The following is a 16876-nucleotide window of genomic DNA, read 5'->3' as shown; positions in this document are numbered from 1 at the left end:
AACGCACCAGCACCCGCCCGCCACGACGACCGGCCGGTGTCCCCGACGACCCGGTCCGACGTCGGGCAACGACGCACCCGGGGCATTCCGCTCCGCGTGTCGCTCGTCGGACTGACGCTGGTGCTGGTCGTGTTGGGTCTGCTCGCGTCCGGTCTCGCGGTCACCTCGGCGATGAAGCAGGACCTGTTGTCGCGCACCGACGAAGGGCTCACCAACGCCCTGCAGACCTGGGCGCGCCCCCGTGATCCTGCGAGCGCCCCCATCCAGGGCATGCCGCCCGGGCCGAGACGTCCACCGTCGCAGTACTACTCGATGATCACCATCGGAACCGGCGACACCATCGTCAACAACGACTTCGACGACGAACCCGACCTCGACGGTCTGCCGTCGGGCACCATGCGTCCGGTCACCGTGAAATCCGCGGATGGCACCGGACCCGAGTGGCGGGTGGTCAAGGCGTCCACCCCCTTCGGCGAATCCGTCGTCGCGACACCGCTGTCGGACGTGCACGCGACGCTGTCCCGACTGATGTGGTTGCAGCTCGCCATCGGGTCCGTCGTCGTCGTCGCCATCGGCGTGCTCAGCTACCTGCTGGTCCGGTCCAGTCTGCGGCCGCTGCGCCGGGTGGAGGAGACCGCCCACGCGATCGCCGCAGGCAACCTCAACATGCGGGTCCCGACGGCCCCGCCGAACACCGAGGTCGGCAGTCTGTCCGGATCACTGAACACCATGCTGGGCCAGATCCAGCGGGCGTTCGCGCGGACCGCGGCCTCCGAACAGCAGGCCAGGGCATCCGAGGCGAAGATGCGTCGCTTCATCGCCGACGCCAGCCACGAGTTGCGCACCCCGCTGACCTCCATCAAGGGCTTCGCCGAACTGTACAAGCAGGGCGGCGTGCCGAACGCGACAGATGCGATGAGCCGGATCGACGCGGAAGCCGGCCGGATGGGGCTGCTCGTCGAGGACCTGCTGATGCTCGCGCGACTCGACGCGCAGCGGCCGGTCGCCAGCGGACCCGTCGACGTGCTGGCCCTCGCGGCGGACGCGGTGCACAGCGCGAAAGCCGCGGCGCCACAACGTGAGATCCGCATCGAGGTAGGTGCGTCCGACGAGCCGCCGATGGTGTCCGGTGACGCGCCCCGTCTGCTGCAGGTGCTGCGCAATCTCATCAACAACGCCATCGCGCACACCCCGGCCGAGGCGTCGATCACCGTCGGCGTCGGCGTCGATCAGGGCAACGGCCGCGACGACGTGCTCCTCACCGTCGCCGACACCGGACAGGGCCTCACACCCGATGAGGCCTCCCATGTCTTCGAGCGGTTCTACCGCGGCGACGCATCCCGGCACCGGGGCGACAGCGGTGGCGGCAGCGGACTCGGTCTCTCCATCGTCGCGGCGTTGGTGGACGCGCACCACGGGACCGTCGGCGTGGACTCGACGCCAGGTGAGGGGTCGACGTTCTGGGTACGGTTGCCGCGACTCGCCGAATGACGTGAACCGATGAGTTCCGGGCGCCGGGATGGTCAGCATGCAGAGACGACGAAAAGGAGTTCTCCATGTCTGATGCACTGCCCGAGGTGGTCGACGAGCAGACCTGGCGCGATGCGCTCGCCGAACTGCGTGTCCGGGAGAAGGCCGCCACGCGCGAACTCGACGCGATCGCCGCGCAACGACGACGGCTACCTGCCGTCGAGATGCCCGATTACACGCTGATCGGCCCGGACGGGCCCATCCGGCTCGCCGACATCTTCGACGGACGATCGCAACTCATCGTCTACAACCACATGTGGTCCGACGGCGCCGAATTCCAGTGCGGCGGTTGCACGAGCCTGACCACGCAGTACGTACGCCTGGACTTCCTCGCCAACTACGACGCCCGGTTCGTCATCGTCACCAACGGGCCGATCGACGAGGCACTCGCCTACAAGGCACGGGTCGGCAACAAGATGGACTGGTACTCGTCGTCGGAGAGCTCCTTCGGCGCCGACGTCGATGCCGCACCGGGTGAGGGTTTCGGACTCAACGTCTTCCTGCGCGACGGGGACACCGTCTACCGCACCTGGCACACGGCCGGTCGTGGCACCGAGCAGTTGGCCTACACCTTTCCGCTCATCGACGTGCTGCCCTACGGCCGTCAGGAGGAGTGGCAGGATTCACCCGACGGGTGGCCGCAGGGACCGACGTACGCGGGCTGGCTGGACTCACCCGACGTGGCGCGACTCTACGGCGAGTGAGGCTCAGATGAGCCGCCGTAGCACGGCGAACTCACGAACATCCTCACGAAACCGGTCGAGACTCACCAGCGTGTACATGCCGTCGATCTGCCGGTCCGCCCATAACTGATGGATTCTGCGGAGATCGGACTGTCGTGACTTCCAGCCGATCCCGTCGATCACCGCCAGAACGAGCTGCTTCGCGAGTCGCACCTCGGCCATCTCCTCGATCTCTCGGACGGCGTCGGTGAGCTTGCTGCCCGTCGAGTCGAACCCCTTGGCCGCGACGACGATGTCGGCCCTGTCCGGATCGCCGATGATGAGGTCGGCAGGCGCGGTGCGACCGTTGCGACCGGTGAACCGCGATCGGGTGGTGTAGTCGAGGCCGAGATCGTGTGCGATGGCCTCGATCTCGTCCTCGATGCGGCGGCCCGAGGCGCCGGCCCGGGTTGCGGTGACCCGACTGCCCGCGCGTGCCACCAGGATGTCGGCGAACGTGTACGTCCGGTCGAGTTGCGTGCGGAGCATCCGGACCAGGTCGAACTCGGCATCGAGCCACGTGATGAGGTCGACCGGCCGGGACCGGGCCAGGCCATGCCAGCCCGTGGTGCCGAAGCGGTCCCGCAGCACGTTCTTCAACTTCTCCTGGGACAGCCCGACGGCCAGCCCGAGGACCGGGACGTCGGCGGGATGGTCACGAACCCAGGCGGCCAGGCCCGCGGTGTCGGTGTCGAGGATGTCACCCAGGCTGGCGGTGGCTTGGATGATCCGCTCCGCCTCCGGCGTCGACGCCGTCGGATCAACGTGGGAGGTCAAGCGCCCCAACGCCTTCAGATATGTGTCGAACTCCCCGGCATCACTCATGGCGACGGCGACGCATCATCACGGCGGTCAACTCAATCGCGGCCGATGAACAGGTACTCGCTCACATCGCGGCGGGTGGCCGCGACATGGGTGCCGAAGCTGTACTTGTGGTCGATGGCGATCACCTCCACCGAGGGCTTCACCTTGCCCAACAGGTCGACGATACGATCCGCGCCGGGCAGCGCGTTCGACGAATACGAGAGCACGATCGCACCAGCGTCCTCGAAGTGCTCGAAGGTCCGCACCAGCGCGTCCTCGATCGTGTGCTTGTACGCGAACGGCGTGTACCGCTTGGTCAGCTTCTTGGTCTTCGTGTGCTCCATGATCGTCATGCCGCGCCAGTAGGCGGACAGTCCCTCGAGGAAGTGATAGCGCTTGATGTAGTCGTTGTCGTCGGTGGGCGGCGCGTAGGGCGGGTCGAGATAGACCAGGTCGGGCGGGCCGTCGAGCGAGGACAGGTCCAGATCGAAGATGTCGCCACTGACACTGCGATTCGACTTCCCGTTGCTGAACACCGTCGCGTTGTACTCGGCGGCCGAGCGCAACCGGAAATGATCGCGCAACGACATCCGCAGGTCGCGCCTGCCGTCGGCGTAGCGCGACGAATCGGTGAACGTGAAGACCCCGCGCGGCTGCTTGCGGGCCGCCGACAGAACCAGCGCCGAGATCGCCAGATCCCGCCGATAGCCGCGCAGCCGGTCGATGTGGGACCACGCGGAATCGAGGAACTCACGGTCCTCGGCGGTGAAGTACAAACCGTCGAAGGTGGACCGGATGAAGTCGCGGTCGTCGGCGGGCGGCCCGCAGATCTCCTCGACGAGGTCGGGTTCGAGCCGGATGCTGGAGTTCGCGACCGTTGCCCGGGTGATGATGTGCGGAAACGTCAGGAAGTCGTTGCTGACCACCTGGAAACCCTGGGCCTTCAACAGGTAGGACACCACCCCCGAGCCGGAGAAGGCGTCGACCGCGGTGGCCCCGCCGATCTCGGCGAAGGTGCGTTCGAGGTGAGGCAGCAGCCGATACTTGGAGCCCATGTACCGCAGCCGCGGAAAGCCCTGGGCCTTCGCCACGACATCCGCCGACCCGGCTATGTGACGAATCGGCCCGCTCGCTGCGCTCCCGGCGCCGTGACGAATCGGCCCGCTCGCTGCGCTCCCGGCGCCGTGACGAATCGGCCCGCTCGCTGCGCCCGCTGCGTTGAACTCTGGTCGACTCACAGGAAAAGGATGTCACGGTCCTCCGACAACCTCGCCGACAACACTCCTAGACTGGCGGCCATGGCTTCCGTCTTCTCGATGATCATCAATGGAGAACTGCCCGGCCGATTCGTGTGGAAGGACGGTCAGGCCGTCGCATTCCTCACCATCAACCCGGTGACGCCCGGCCACGTGCTGGTGGTGCCGCGCAAGGAGGTCGATCACTGGGAGCAGATGGACACGGCCTCCTACGTACACCTCGCCGACGTCTCGCAGAAGGTCGGCCGAGCGGTCAAGGAGGCCTTCGGGGTGTCGCGCGTCGGCACGATGATCGCCGGACTGGAGGTGCCGCATGTGCACATCCACGTGTTCCCCCTCGAGAGCATGGACGCCTTCGACCTCGGTAACGCCCAGAAGGATCCCGATCCGGCCGAGCTCGATGCCGTCGCCGAGAAGATCCGCACCGCGCTGCGCGACACCGGCTACGGGGAGTACGTCGCCGACGCCTGACCCCTGCGACGAGTTCCGGCTAGACCGTCCGATGGATCAGCAAGGGGAGGACCGCGTCCGCGCCCGCCTCGCGCAGCGCCGCCGCGGCCAGCGTGATCGGCCAGCCCGACGAGGTCTCGTCGACCACGAGCAGTACGGTCTGCCCCGCGACGTCGGGCATCTCGCCGAGATGCTCGCGCCAATACACCGCCTCGGTCGCCCCGGTCGCATCGCGCCCGGGTCCATCGCCGGAGCGCACGGGAACCGACAGCCGCGGTCGGCGCCCGACCTCGCACAGATGGTCGGCGACCTTGTCGGCCAGCACGGTCCCGGTCAGCCGTAGCGACGCGATGACGTCCGGCCGGCGCCCGCCGTCGCGCACCCACGCCGACAGTGTCGCGACCGCGGCATCTCCGAGGTCCGTCATGGCCTGCTCGTCGCCACGTCGTGCGGCGGCCAACAGTTCGGCCCATTCGGGTGCATCGGCGTGCGCGAGCACCCGCCCGGGTTCGGCCGCCAGCCCGGCCGCGATCCGCCCCCGGGTGCCGAATGCGCCGCCGGGCCACATCTTTCGCGGCTCCAACAGCAGCGCCGAGCGCCGCAGCGCACCGGTGATCGCCCGGACGGTGTCGTCCGCCACCTCCGCGGACAGCGGCTCGGTGAGTTGCCCGCGGCAGACCGAGCAGCGACCGCACGGCTCTGCCGCCGGGTCGTCGAGCGACGATGTCAGCAGCTGCATGAGGCATTCGCGTCCCGACACGTAGGCACGCATGATGTCGGCCTCCCGGCGCCGGACGGCCAGGACCCCGTCGTAGTGCTCCTGGTCGTAGGTCCAGGGCCTGCCGGTCGACTCCCAGCCGTCCGGACCGCGTTCGGTGGCGCCGTCGACGGCCAACTGCTTCAGCATCAATTCCACTCGCCCCCTGCGGAATCCGGTCGATGACTCCAGTTGCGGCACCGACATCGGGCCGTCGGCGGCACCCAGGGTGTCGAGCAGGACACGCATCCGATCGGGGTCCGGGATGGTCGCGGTGGCGAAGTGCTCCCAGATCGCGTCGTCGGCGCGGGATGCCAGCAGCATCACCACCGCGTCGTCGAGGGCACGGCCCGCACGACCGACCTGCTGGTAATACGAGACCGGCGACGGCGGCGAACCGACATGCACCACGAACCCCAGATCCGGTTTGTCGTAACCCATCCCGAGTGCCGACGTCGCCACCAGCGCCTTGACCTGATTGCGCAGCAGTGCGTCCTCGAGACGATGTCGGCTGTCGCCGTCGAGCTGCCCGGTATAGGCGGCCACCGGATAGTCGGCGCCGTGCACCGCGCGGATCGCATCCACCAGGCGGTCCGCATCCGCGACCGTCAGCACGTAGACGATGCCCGACCCGGGCAGGCTGGGCAGGTACTGTGCCACCCAGCCGTAGCGCTCGATGGGCGACAGGTCATCGATGACGTTGAGATGTAGGGACTTCCGGGCCAGCGACCCACGCAGAACCAGGGTGTGCCCGCCGCCGGGACCGGGCTCGCCTCCTCCGCCCAGCTGGGCGGCGACGTCCTCGGTCACCCGCGCATTGGCGGTCGCCGTTGTCGCCAGCACGGGCGTCTGCGGATTCAGCGTCTGCAACACATCCGAGACCCGGCGATAGTCGGGCCGGAAATCGTGGCCCCAGTCCGAGATCGCATGCGCCTCGTCGATCACCAGCAACCCCAGCTGACCGGCGAGGGCGTCCAGCACCCGACGCCCGAACCCGGGATTGGCCAGTCGCTCCGGCGACACGAGCAGAACGTCGAGCTCACCCGAACGCAGTTCGCCCTCGATCGCCGACCACTCGTCGAAGTTCGACGAGTTCAACGTCGCCGCCCGCAGCCCGGCCCGCTCGGCGGCGCTCACCTGATCGCGCATCAGTGACAGCAGGGGCGAGACGATGAGGGTCGGGCCGCCGCCGGCGGCGCGACTGATCGCGGTGGCCGACCAGTACACGGCCGACTTCCCCCACCCGGTCGCCTGCACCACCAGGACCCGTGCGGCAGCGATCGGCCCGCTCGCTCCGCTCCCGGCGCCGGCCGGAGTGACCAGCGCAGACACCGCCGTGAGCTGATCGTCGCGCAGACGGGCACCGGGACCGGCCAGGCTCTCGATCACCCGGTCGGCGGCCTCGCGTTGCTGGGCGGACAGGGCGACCGATGCGGAAGAAGAGGACATGACGCCAACCTATCGGGCTGCGGTGACACCGGCACGTGGCCGTCCACAGGCCTCGAAACCGCTCACAGGAACCTGACAGCGTCGACGCAGAGTGGACGAAGTTTGTCATCCGATTCTTGGACCATGACCACAGACGCCCTCCCGATGGCCGCCTCGCCGTCGATCGTCGTCGCCGACAGTTCCACGCCGGCGCCCGTCCTCGACATCGTCGTGCCTGTCTACAACGAACAAGACGACATCGCCGGATCGGTCCGCCGACTGCACGCGCACCTGCGGACACACGTCCCCTATCCGTCGCGCATCACGGTCGCCGACAACGCCAGCACCGACTCCACAGTGGCGATCGCCGCGGAACTCGCCGGCGAGATCGACGGACTCCGCGTCGTCCACCTGGACGCGAAGGGCCGCGGCCGCGCCCTCAACGCGGTCTGGCGGGCGAGTGACGCAGAGATCGTCGCCTACTGCGACGTCGACCTCTCCACCGACCTCAACGCACTCATGCCGCTCATCGCCCCACTGATCTCCGGACATTCCGACATCGCGATCGGCACACGGCTCGCGCGGTCGTCGCGCGTGGTCCGGGGCCCCAAACGCGAGTTCATCTCCCGCTCCTACAACCTGATCCTGCGCACCACGATGCGCGCGAAGTTCTCCGACGCGCAGTGCGGTTTCAAGGCCATGCGCGCCGACATCGCGCGCACGGTCCTGCCCTACGTCGAGGACACCGGGTGGTTCTTCGACACCGAACTGCTGGTGCTCGCCGAGCGGATCGGTCTACGCATCGCCGAGGTCCCGGTCGACTGGGTCGACGACCCGAACAGCACGGTCGACATCGTCTCGACCGCTGTCGCCGACCTCAAGGGCTGCGCCCGCGTCGGCTATGCGCTCGCCACCGGCCGGCTGCCGATCGCCGACCTGCGCACCACGATCGGCCGTGACCGGGCACCGGGACCGCAGATCGACGGCGTGCCGTTCGGACTGGTCGGTCAGCTCGCCCGGTTCTGCGTGATCGGTGTCGCCTCGACCGTCGCCTACGCGGTTCTCTACCTGTTGCTGCACGCGTTCCTCGGCGCGCAGGTCTCGAACTTCGTCGCGCTCGCCGTGACGGCCGTGCTGAACACCGCCGCCAACCGGCGCTTCAGCTTCGGGATCCAGGGCCGCGAGGGCGCGGTCCGACACCAGTTGTTCGGACTCGGCGTCTTCGTCTTCGGGTGGTTGGTCACCTCGGGATCGCTGGTGGCATTGCACGCCTTCGCCCCGGACGCCACCAAACACGTCGAATTGCTGGTCCTGGTGGTCGCCAACCTCGTCGCCACGATGACCCGCTTCGTCGGCCTGCGGTGGGTCTTCCGTGGCCACCTCGGTACCGCCGACCACCCCGTCATCGAAGGGAACGCACAGTGACGACCACGGTCGCCGATTCGCCATCCACCGCTCCCGTTCCGCCCGACGCTCCGGCGTCCGGGCGGAACGCCCGTGTCCGGCAGAGACTCTCGCTGGTCGCCCTGCTGGTCGGCACGGGCCTCGTCAACCTGATCAACCTGTCGGCCAACGGCTGGGCGAACTCCTTCTACTCCGCGGCCATCCAGGCGGGCTCGGAATCCTGGAAGGCCTGGTTCTTCGGGTCGTCGGACATGGCGAACTCCATCACGGTGGACAAACCGCCTGCCGCGCTGTGGATTCCGGGGATCTCGGTGAGGATATTCGGCCTCAACTCCTGGTCGATCCTGGTGCCGCAGGCGCTGATGGGTGTCGCGGCGGTTGCGCTCCTCTACCTGATCACCAAGAAGTACTTCGGGCATTGGGCCGGAATCCTGGCGGGCGTCGTCCTGGCGCTCACGCCGGTCGCGGCGATGATGTTCCGGTTCAACAATCCCGAGGCGCTGCTGATCCTGCTCATGGTGGCCGCCGTGTGGGCGACCCTCAAGGCCGTCGAGGACGGCAGGCTGCGGTGGATGATCCTGACCGGCGTGTTCGTCGGTCTCGGCTTTCTGACCAAGCAATTGCAGGTCATGCTGATAGTGCCGCCACTGGCGGTCACGTATCTGGCCTTCGGACAGCACACCTGGGTCAAGCGGATCGGCCACCTCTTCGCATCGCTCGCGGCACTGATCGTGAGCGCCGGGTGGTGGATCCTCGCGGTCGAGCTGTGGCCCGCGTCGTCCCGCCCGTGGATCGGTGGCTCACAGAACAACTCGATTCTCGAACTCACGCTCGGCTACAACGGTTTCGGCCGCCTCAACGGCAACGAGACCGGCAGTGTGATGCCCGGCGGAGGTCGCGGTGGGTACGGCATGGGTGGGATGAACACCTACGCCGGAGCGATGGGCGGACCACCCGGAGGTGGCGGTCCCGGCGGTGGCGGCGGCATGTGGGGCCAAACCGGTTGGCTGCGGATGTTCGAACCGGCCCAGGGCGGTCAGATCGCCTGGCTGATCCCCAGCGCACTGGTGCTCGCGGTCGCCGCTCTCGTCGTCATCGGCAGGGCCCGCCGCACCGATCTCCGTCGCGCGTATCTCGCGGTCTGGGGTCTGTGGTTGCTGGTCACCATGGCGGTGTTCAGCTTCATGGCAGGTATCTTCCACAGCTACTACACGGCGGCACTCGCCCCCGCGGTCGCGGCGGTGGTGGCCGGCGGGGCGGCGGTCTGCTGGTCGGCACGCGATCGACTCTGGGTGCGGATCGTGCTGGCCGTCGCCGTGTGGATCGCGGCGATCTGGGGCTTCGCGCTGCTCAACCGCTCACCCGACTTCGTGCCGTGGCTGCGCTGGATGGTGCTGATCGTCGGCGCCGTGGGAGGCGTCGCCATGCTGGCGGCCCATCGGACGTACCTGTCGACGCTGGCGCTGGTGACCGCGCTCGCGGCGGCGCTGGTCGGCCCGCTCGCATACACGATCGACACCGTGGCGACGGCCAAGCAGGGCTCGATCATCAGCGCCGGCCCGCGGGTGAACGGCGAATTCGGCCCGGGCGGAGGCGGTCCCGGCGGTCACCGCTTCGGTGGCATGCGTGGTGGGATCCGAGGTGGCATGCCGGGTGCGATGCCCGGCGGCCCCGGCAACGGTGCGATGACCGGTCCCGGTGGCGGCATGACCGGACCCGGTGGCGGCATGACCGGACCCGGCGGCCCGATGACGGGGCCCGGCGGCCCGATGACGGGGCCCGGTGGCGTCGGCGGTGCCGAGGGCGCCGCAGGACCGGGTGGACTCCTGAACGGTTCCAAGCCCAGCGCCGAGCTCGTCTCGATGCTGCGTGCAGATGCCGACCGGTTCACGTGGGTGGCCGCGGCCGTCGGATCGAACGAGGCGTCGGGCTACCAGCTCGAGTCGGGTCACTCGGTGATGCCGATCGGCGGATTCAACGGAACCGATCCGTCACCGACGCTCGAGCAGTTCCAGAAATTGGTGGCCGAGAAGAAGATCCACTACTTCATCGGGGGTGGTCGCGGTTTCGGCGGTTCGGACACCTCCCGCCCGTCCGCACAGATCGCCGCCTGGGTACAGGAGAACTTCACCGCGACGACCGTCGGCGGCGCAACCGTCTACGACCTGACGCGGCCCGCCGACTGACACCCGGTCGGGGTCACGGCGCCGTCATCCGTCGCAGCACCGGGGCGACAGGCCCTAGAGTTTCCTCGTGAGCTTCACGATCGGACACCCGCTGCGTCGGATGACGGGCCGAGACCCGCATGAGGACGGACGCGCCGCGACCAGTCTCGAACTGTTCTACGACCTGATCTTCGTCGTCGCCTTCTCGGTGGCGGGCACCCAGGTCGCCCACCAACTCGCCGAGGGCCACTACCAGGTCGCCGTCTTCGGCTACCTGCTGTGCACCTTCGCGGCGATCTGGGCGTGGATCAACTTCGCCTGGTTCGCGTCGGCATTCGACACCGACGACTGGTTCTTCCGTCTCGTCACGCTCGTCCAGATGATCGGCGTCGCGATCATCGCGCTCGGCATCCCGCCGGTATTCGAATCACTCGGTCACCACGAGCACGTCGACAACCGCGTACTGGTCCTCGGTTACATCGTGATGCGGGTGGGCATGGTCGCGCAGTGGTTGCGGGTCGCCGCGCAGAGCGAGCAGTACCGGCGCTGCGCCCTGATCTACGCCGGGATGACGCTGGTCGCGCAGATCGGCTGGGTCGGGGTCCTGATCGCCGATATGACGCCGCTGCTCACCTTGTTCGCGATGATCGCCTGCGTCCTCGTCGAACTCGTCGGACCCTATCTCGGCGAGCGCAGCGGCACCGGCACCCCGTGGCATCCGCACCACATCGCCGAGCGCTATTCCCTGCTGACGATCATCACCCTCGGTGAAGGCGTCGTCGGCACCGTGGCCGTGCTCGGGGCGCTGATCGAGGTCGAGGGATGGTCGCCCGAGACCGCCGTGCTCGGGCTCGCCGCGATGGGCGTCACATTCGCGATGTGGTGGCTGTACTTCATCGTGCCCGTCGGCGACGCCCTGCACGCTCACCGGCGGAAGAGCTTCGTCTGGGGCTACGGGCACATCGTGATCTTCATGGCCGCCGCCGCGGTGGGGGCCGGGCTACACGTCGCGGCGCTCTACATCGAGCACGAGACACACATCGGCGCCGGTCCGGTGGTCGCGACACTCGCCGTACCGCTCGGCGTCTATTGCCTCGGCATCCTCGTCATGTACGACTATCTGCTCCCGTTCGATCCGATGAGCCTGCTCCTCGGACTCGGCGCGACGGTGTTCCTGGTCGCCGGGGTCTGGCTGGCCGCCGCAGGTGTGTCGGTGGTGGTCGCGGTGGTGGTGACGACCCTGGCGCCGGTGATGATGGTGGTGGTCGACGAGGTGGCGGGGGTGCCCCGGCGTGCGCGTGTCCTCGCGGAGTTGAGCGCCGACGTCCCGTGACGGGTGATCGTGCGTGGTCGGTGGGCCCACCGTCGCGTGATCCCGGCGGCCGACATCGCACGACATCGACCGGAGGTCACCCACTAGAGTCGTCAGCGTGCGCGTACTCGTGATCGGCTCGGGCGGCCGCGAACATGCCCTGCTCATCGGACTGTCGGCCGACCCCTCGGTGACCGACCTGCACGTCGCTCCCGGCAACGCGGGCACCACGGCGATCGCCACCAACCACGCGGTCGACGTCGCGTCGGGGGACGCCGTGGTCGCCCTGGCGCAGGGGGTGGCCGCCGATCTCGTGGTCATCGGACCCGAGGTCCCGCTGGTGCTCGGGGTCGCGGATGCGTTGCGCGAGGCCGGTTTCGCCACGTTCGGCCCCGGCGCTGAGGCGGCCCGGATCGAGGGTTCCAAGGCGTTCGCCAAAGACGTGATGACCGCTGCCGGTGTGCGCACCGCGCACAGCGAGATCGTCGACAACCCCGCCAAACTCGACGCCGCGCTCGACCGGTTCGGTCCCACCTGGGTGGTCAAGGACGACGGGCTCGCCGCCGGTAAGGGAGTGGTCGTCACCGCCGACCGGCTGGCCGCCCGCGACCACGCGGCCGAACTGCTCGAGAACGGCCACCCCGTACTGCTGGAGAGCTTCCTCGATGGCCCCGAGGTCTCGCTGTTCTGCCTCGTCGACGGCGAGACCGTCGTGCCGCTGTTGCCGGCGCAGGATCACAAGCGGGTGGGCGACAACGACTCCGGGCCCAACACCGGTGGCATGGGTGCCTACACCCCGCTGCCGTGGTTGCCGGCCGAGGTGACCCGGCAGATCGTCGACGACGTCGTGCAGCCGGTCGCCGCGGAGCTGGCCGGACGCGGCACCCCGTTCTCGGGTCTGCTCTACGCGGGACTCGCGATCGGGAAAGACGGACCGGCCGTCGTCGAGTTCAACTGCCGTTTCGGTGACCCGGAGACCCAGGCGGTCCTCGCGCTGCTGAAATCGCCTCTGGGACAAGCTCTCAACGCGACTGCGACCGGCACGCTCGATCAGTTGCCGCCCCTCGAGTGGGCCGACGGTGCGGCCGTCACCGTCGTCGTCGCCGCGGAGAACTACCCGGGCAAGCCGCGCACCGGTGACGTGATCACGGGGGCCGACGCCGAAGGGGTACTGCACGCCGGAACGGCGAACAACAACGACGGCGCGGTGGTGTCCGCTGGCGGGCGTGTGCTCGCCGTCGTGGGCACCGGTGCCGACCTCGCCGAGGCACGGGCGCAGGCGTACGAGCGCATCGCGAACATCAAACTGACCGGCTCCCACTTCCGCACCGACATCGGCAAGGCCGCGCTCGACGGGCGCATCACCCTCTGAGCACCGCCGCAGTTCCGTCTCCTGGCCGCGCGTCCGTCCCCTGGCCGGAAGCCGCAGCTGCGGCCAGAACAGACAGCGCGACGACGCCGCCGGCGAGCCGGAGCCGACGACCCGGTCAGCGGGCGAGATTCCGTCCGAGGAACTCGACCTGCTCGGGCAGCACACTGCGCCAGTAGCGGTTGGTGTGGCCACCCGCCGACGTCCCGAACGCGGCCGGCGGATGCAGACCCGCGGCCCACTGCCGGGTGTAGGTGAAGAACTGGTCCGACGACCCGATCGAGATCAGGAGCGGGATCTTCGCGAACGCCGCCTGCTGGCCGAACAGTGAGTTCGCCTGGTAGTCATCGTAGGAATCGAAAGCCCGCGGTGGGAAATTTCGCGGGTCCGCCCACAGCGCCGGCGAGCTGACCGCGATCGCGGCCACCCGCGGTGCGCCGAGGAGGGCGCCGAGCCGGAGAGCACCGTAACCGCCCATCGACCAGCCGAACAGGCCGATCCGCTCGGTGGACAGATTCAGTTCCGAATTGGACGCGAGCATCGGCAGGAACTCGTCGAGAATCATCGCGCCACCGTCGGTGCCGTCGGCGCGCGGATGGAAATAATTGCGGGCGGCATCGGCGGCAGCGAGCGCAAATGGTGCGTTACCTGCGTCGACGTAGCGCTGCAGGACGTTCTGCATCTCCAACTTCGACGAGAAGATCGACTTCTCGTTGGTGTTCAGCGCGTGCAGTACCACGACGACGGGCAGCCGACCCGTCACCCCGGCCGGGCGGGCGACCGCCCATCGGGTCTCGCGGCCGCCCATCTTGGCGGAGACGAAGCTGCCCGTGACCAGTGGGGGGCCGCCGGCGATCTGCGGCGGGCTGGTCTCCGACGGCAGTTCGTCGTCGGCGGCCCGCGTCTCGAGTTTGCGTGGTTCCACCTTGGTGGGCTCCTGGTCGGAGCACGCGGCGAGGCCGCCGATCACCGCGGCTCCGAGGCCGCCGACGAGCACGGAACGACGACTCACCCGGCCGTGGCGGTGCACGGTCAGGTCGGCTCGGTTCGTCGTGTCGTCGCGTTCGGAAGTCATCGACTCCACAGATTACTTGTGCGGGCCGACTTGTTCGATGCGCCTCGACGACGCCACGCCGGAGGTGTGGCCGATGGGGCGCAATGAGACTCGCGCGCAGCACGATCCGACGGCTCGCAGTGACCTGTGTCACCGGATCGGCATGGTCGCCGCAGGACGGCGCCCGTCACCGGGCGGACAGGGTGCCGATCGCTGTCCGGAGCTTCTCCGTGGCTTCCGCCGCGACGTCCCGCAGGCCGGGCGCGTCGGTGACCTGCACCATGATGTCGGGGTTCATGGCCTCGACGATCACGGTGCCCTGGTGCTCGACGTCGTCGCGGACGACGACGTTGCACGGCAACAACAGGCCGATCTGTCGGTCGACACCGAGGGCGCGGTGGGCCAGTGACGGGTTACAGGCGCCGAGGATCAGGTAGTTCTCCATGTCCTCGTCGAGCTTCTGCTTCAGCGTCGCCGTCACGTCGATCTCGGTGAGGACGCCGAAACCCTGTTCGGACAACGCGTCTCGTGTCCGCCCCACGGCGTCGTCGAAGGTGGTTTGCAGTGTTGCGGTGTAGCCGAGCTGCATTGCTCTCCCTTGTGCTCTCTCTGGCGGTCGATGTGGTCTGTCACGCCAACGCCAGGAACAGCTTCTCGAGCTGCTCTTCGGTCATCGGCTCGGAGTTCCCCGGGACCTCGCCGGTGAGGCACTGGCGTAGGCCGGTCGCGACGATCTTGAAGCCGGCCCGGTCGAGGGCTCGCGACACCGCGGCCAGCTGGGTGACGACGTCTTTGCAGTCGCGGCCCTGTTCGATCATCGAGATCACGCCGGCCAACTGTCCGTGGGCGCGTCGCAATCGGTTCAACACCACGGTCACGGACTCGTCGTCGCCCACCATCACGTCCCTCTTTCGTCTCGGCGGATCTTCCGAGCATATACCCAGGGGGGTATATGCTCCGTCGACAACCATACCCCCAGGGGTATCGATCGGGCAAGGTTCGGTCGCCCGCCGGACGCGGGGTTCGGTCGGTTATGCCGGGCGTCGTCCGGCGCCGGCCACCGTGCGCAGTCGGGTCATGGATGACCGCAGCAACTCGGCGAGCGGGTCGGTGTTCTCGGCCGCCGTCCAGTCGGTGAACGCGATCTTGAAGACGGTGACCCCCATCTCGGCGGCCAGACGGGCCGTCGTGGCATCAAAGCCTCTGTGCAGCAGGGTTTTCGACATCGCCTCGGTCAGCGAGACCATCTTGAGAGCCTCGCGCTCCTGCAATTCGGGGTTGGCGTCGATCACCGATTGGCGAGTCCGGGAGAACGGCAGACGGTCGGCGAAGAACTCGTCCGCGGCGTGGTGTAGCGCCTCGCCGATCGCGTCCAGGGGATCGACATCGGCGGGTCCCTCGGACAGGTGATGGACTATCGAGTTCTCGAGGGTGTGCTCGCCGTCGAACAGGACCTCGCGCTTGTCGCCGAAGTGGCGGTAGAAGGTGCGCTCGGTCACCTCGGCCCTCTCGGCGATGTCGGCGACCGACGTCTTCTCGTACCCGCGCTCGACGAACAGCGTCATCGCCGCTCGCTGCAGGCGCTCGCGTGAACCCGTCGGCCATCGACCCATGCCTTCGATGATAGGTGATGACAGACTGTGACATCAGGCGTACGCTGGGTGATGTCAGAACATGTCATCACCAAGCGAGGTCATTCCATGCGAGTTTTCGTCACCGGCGCATCCGGGCACATCGGTGCCGCCGTCATCCCTGAACTGCTCTCCGCGGGCCACACCGTCGTCGGATTGGCTCGCTCGGACGGGTCGGCCGCAGTCATCGCGGAACGCGGGGCCGAGGTCAGGCGAGGTGACCTCGACGATCTCGCGGGACTGGCCGACGCGGCGGCCGACGCCGACGGAGTGATCCATCTGGCGTTCAAACACGACTCGATGGCGGTCGGGGACATGGCGGCCGCCGGAGCTGCAGATCTGGCCGCCGTCGACGCGATCGGCGACGCGCTGGCGGGTACCGGCAAACCCTTCGTGGGCACGTCAGGCACCCTGCTGCTCGCCGGACTCGGCATCACCGGGCGACCCGGCACCGAGGCCGACGTCCTCGACGGCGGATACCGGATCGATTCGGAGAACGCGGTGGTGGGGTTCGCCGACCGGGGAGTGCGGTCGTCGGTGCTGCGCCTGCCGCCCTCCGTGCACAGCGATCTCGACCGGCAAGGGTTTGTCCGCGCACTGATCGGGTTCGCGCGGGACAACGGCTTCGCCGGCTATCTGGGCGATGGCTCCAACCGCTGGCCGGCGGTCCACACCCGCGACGCCGCGCGCCTCTATCGGCTCGCGCTCGAGTCGGCGCCTGCCGGCACCCGACTGCACGCCGTCGGTGACGAGGGTGTGCCGTTTCGCGATATCGCCGAGGCGATCGGACGCGGTATCGGGATGTCGACTGCCGCAGTCGAATCCGTGGACGCGGACCGGCGGTTCGGGTTCCTTGCCGGGTTCGCCGGTCTTGACAATCCGACATCGGCCGACATCACCCGTGAGGTGATGGACTGGAAGCCGGAGTTCCCCGGTCTCATCGACGACATCGACGCCGGTCACTATTTCGTCTGACGTCGACGATCCACACATC

15 protein-coding genes are annotated in these 16876 nt (G+C 68.4%); 8 read left to right on the top strand and 7 right to left on the bottom strand.

The annotated features are described in order from the left end of the window. Positions 1-36: 36 nt before the first annotated feature. Positions 37-1491: a sensor histidine kinase gene (locus tag D7316_RS13230; protein WP_197718359.1), complete on the top strand. Its 1455-nt coding sequence runs from the start codon at positions 37-39 to the stop codon at positions 1489-1491. 65 nt (positions 1492-1556) lie between these two features. Continuing rightward, positions 1557-2234, top strand: coding sequence for a DUF899 domain-containing protein (locus tag D7316_RS13225; protein ID WP_124708654.1), 678 nt, complete (start codon positions 1557-1559; stop codon positions 2232-2234). A 3-nt stretch (positions 2235-2237) separates the two neighbouring features. Here D7316_RS13225 and D7316_RS13220 read toward each other — a convergent pair whose 3' ends face one another. Together D7316_RS13220 and D7316_RS13215 are read right to left on the bottom strand one after the other, a co-directional pair. Then, the gene (locus D7316_RS13220; protein ID WP_124708653.1) at positions 2238-3077 is read right to left on the bottom strand and encodes a hypothetical protein; all 840 of its coding nucleotides are present in this window, start codon (positions 3075-3077) and stop codon (positions 2238-2240) included. Positions 3078-3109: 32 nt separating this feature from the next. Continuing rightward, the gene (locus D7316_RS13215) at positions 3110-4111 is read right to left on the bottom strand and encodes a DNA adenine methylase (RefSeq protein ID WP_124711318.1); all 1002 of its coding nucleotides are present in this window, start codon (positions 4109-4111) and stop codon (positions 3110-3112) included. A gap of 243 nt (positions 4112-4354) precedes the next feature. Between D7316_RS13215 and D7316_RS13210 the strand changes: the two genes are divergently transcribed. Beyond that, on the top strand, positions 4355-4783 hold the full coding sequence (locus D7316_RS13210; protein ID WP_124708652.1) for an HIT family protein: 429 nt from the start codon (positions 4355-4357) through the stop codon (positions 4781-4783). 19 nt (positions 4784-4802) lie between these two features. On the opposite strand, the gene D7316_RS13205 is transcribed toward D7316_RS13210, so the two are convergent. Beyond that, positions 4803-6968, bottom strand: a complete 2166-nt coding sequence (locus tag D7316_RS13205) for a RecQ family ATP-dependent DNA helicase (RefSeq protein ID WP_124708651.1) — start codon at positions 6966-6968, stop codon at positions 4803-4805. Positions 6969-7091: 123 nt separating this feature from the next. Here D7316_RS13205 and D7316_RS13200 point away from each other — a divergent pair, with 123 nt between their 5' ends. The 4 genes from D7316_RS13200 to purD all read left to right on the top strand — a co-directional run bounded on the left by D7316_RS13200 (position 7092) and on the right by purD (position 13200). Then, a complete protein-coding gene (locus tag D7316_RS13200; RefSeq protein WP_124708650.1) occupies positions 7092-8372 on the top strand; it encodes a bifunctional glycosyltransferase family 2/GtrA family protein in 1281 nt (426 codons plus the stop codon). Continuing rightward, a complete protein-coding gene (locus tag D7316_RS13195) occupies positions 8369-10537 on the top strand; it encodes an ArnT family glycosyltransferase (RefSeq protein WP_124708649.1) in 2169 nt (722 codons plus the stop codon). Before D7316_RS13200 ends, D7316_RS13195 begins: the two co-directional genes overlap by 4 nt. A gap of 100 nt (positions 10538-10637) precedes the next feature. Next, entirely contained in the window at positions 10638-11849 is a 1212-nt protein-coding gene (locus D7316_RS13190; RefSeq protein WP_197718358.1) for a low temperature requirement protein A, read from the top strand. A gap of 97 nt (positions 11850-11946) precedes the next feature. Next, positions 11947-13200 carry a phosphoribosylamine--glycine ligase gene (gene purD, locus D7316_RS13185; RefSeq protein WP_197718238.1) on the top strand — a complete coding sequence of 418 codons (1254 nt, stop codon included), beginning with the start codon at positions 11947-11949 and terminating at the stop codon, positions 13198-13200. Positions 13201-13315: 115 nt separating this feature from the next. On the opposite strand, the gene D7316_RS13180 is transcribed toward purD, so the two are convergent. The 4 genes from D7316_RS13180 to D7316_RS13165 form a co-directional block, all read right to left on the bottom strand. Then, positions 13316-14272 carry an alpha/beta hydrolase gene (locus tag D7316_RS13180; RefSeq protein ID WP_124708646.1) on the bottom strand — a complete coding sequence of 319 codons (957 nt, stop codon included), beginning with the start codon at positions 14270-14272 and terminating at the stop codon, positions 13316-13318. 166 nt (positions 14273-14438) lie between these two features. Further along, positions 14439-14840, bottom strand: coding sequence for a DUF302 domain-containing protein (locus D7316_RS13175; RefSeq protein ID WP_124708645.1), 402 nt, complete (start codon positions 14838-14840; stop codon positions 14439-14441). Between the two features lie 40 nt (positions 14841-14880). After that, on the bottom strand, positions 14881-15150 hold the full coding sequence (locus tag D7316_RS13170) for a metal-sensitive transcriptional regulator (RefSeq protein ID WP_124708644.1): 270 nt from the start codon (positions 15148-15150) through the stop codon (positions 14881-14883). 132 nt (positions 15151-15282) lie between these two features. Further along, positions 15283-15864, bottom strand: coding sequence for a TetR/AcrR family transcriptional regulator (locus tag D7316_RS13165; protein WP_124708643.1), 582 nt, complete (start codon positions 15862-15864; stop codon positions 15283-15285). 87 nt (positions 15865-15951) lie between these two features. Here D7316_RS13165 and D7316_RS13160 point away from each other — a divergent pair, with 87 nt between their 5' ends. After that, positions 15952-16857 carry an SDR family oxidoreductase gene (locus D7316_RS13160; protein WP_124708642.1) on the top strand — a complete coding sequence of 302 codons (906 nt, stop codon included), beginning with the start codon at positions 15952-15954 and terminating at the stop codon, positions 16855-16857. The last annotated feature ends 19 nt before the right edge of the window (positions 16858-16876 follow it).

The sequence above is a fragment of the Gordonia insulae genome, assembly GCF_003855095.1.
GTDB lineage: Bacteria > Actinomycetota > Actinomycetes > Mycobacteriales > Mycobacteriaceae > Gordonia > Gordonia insulae.
The sequence above is the reverse complement of the archived record's forward strand: the minus strand, read 5'-3'. Positions and strand labels throughout refer to the sequence as shown.

Coding starts and splice junctions, on each gene's coding strand:
- D7316_RS13175 (WP_124708645.1), bottom strand. CDS start 14,840: ATGCAGCTCGGCTACACCGCAACACTGCAAACCACCTTCGACGACGCC.
- D7316_RS13160 (WP_124708642.1), top strand. CDS start 15,952: ATGCGAGTTTTCGTCACCGGCGCATCCGGGCACATCGGTGCCGCCGTC.
- D7316_RS13210 (WP_124708652.1), top strand. CDS start 4,355: ATGGCTTCCGTCTTCTCGATGATCATCAATGGAGAACTGCCCGGCCGA.
- D7316_RS13165 (WP_124708643.1), bottom strand. CDS start 15,864: ATGGGTCGATGGCCGACGGGTTCACGCGAGCGCCTGCAGCGAGCGGCG.
- D7316_RS13200 (WP_124708650.1), top strand. CDS start 7,092: ATGACCACAGACGCCCTCCCGATGGCCGCCTCGCCGTCGATCGTCGTC.
- D7316_RS13190 (WP_197718358.1), top strand. CDS start 10,638: ATGACGGGCCGAGACCCGCATGAGGACGGACGCGCCGCGACCAGTCTC.
- D7316_RS13220 (WP_124708653.1), bottom strand. CDS start 3,077: ATGAGTGATGCCGGGGAGTTCGACACATATCTGAAGGCGTTGGGGCGC.
- D7316_RS13215 (WP_124711318.1), bottom strand. CDS start 4,111: ATGGGCTCCAAGTATCGGCTGCTGCCTCACCTCGAACGCACCTTCGCC.
- D7316_RS13225 (WP_124708654.1), top strand. CDS start 1,557: ATGTCTGATGCACTGCCCGAGGTGGTCGACGAGCAGACCTGGCGCGAT.
- D7316_RS13180 (WP_124708646.1), bottom strand. CDS start 14,272: ATGACTTCCGAACGCGACGACACGACGAACCGAGCCGACCTGACCGTG.
- D7316_RS13205 (WP_124708651.1), bottom strand. CDS start 6,968: ATGTCCTCTTCTTCCGCATCGGTCGCCCTGTCCGCCCAGCAACGCGAG.
- D7316_RS13170 (WP_124708644.1), bottom strand. CDS start 15,150: ATGGTGGGCGACGACGAGTCCGTGACCGTGGTGTTGAACCGATTGCGA.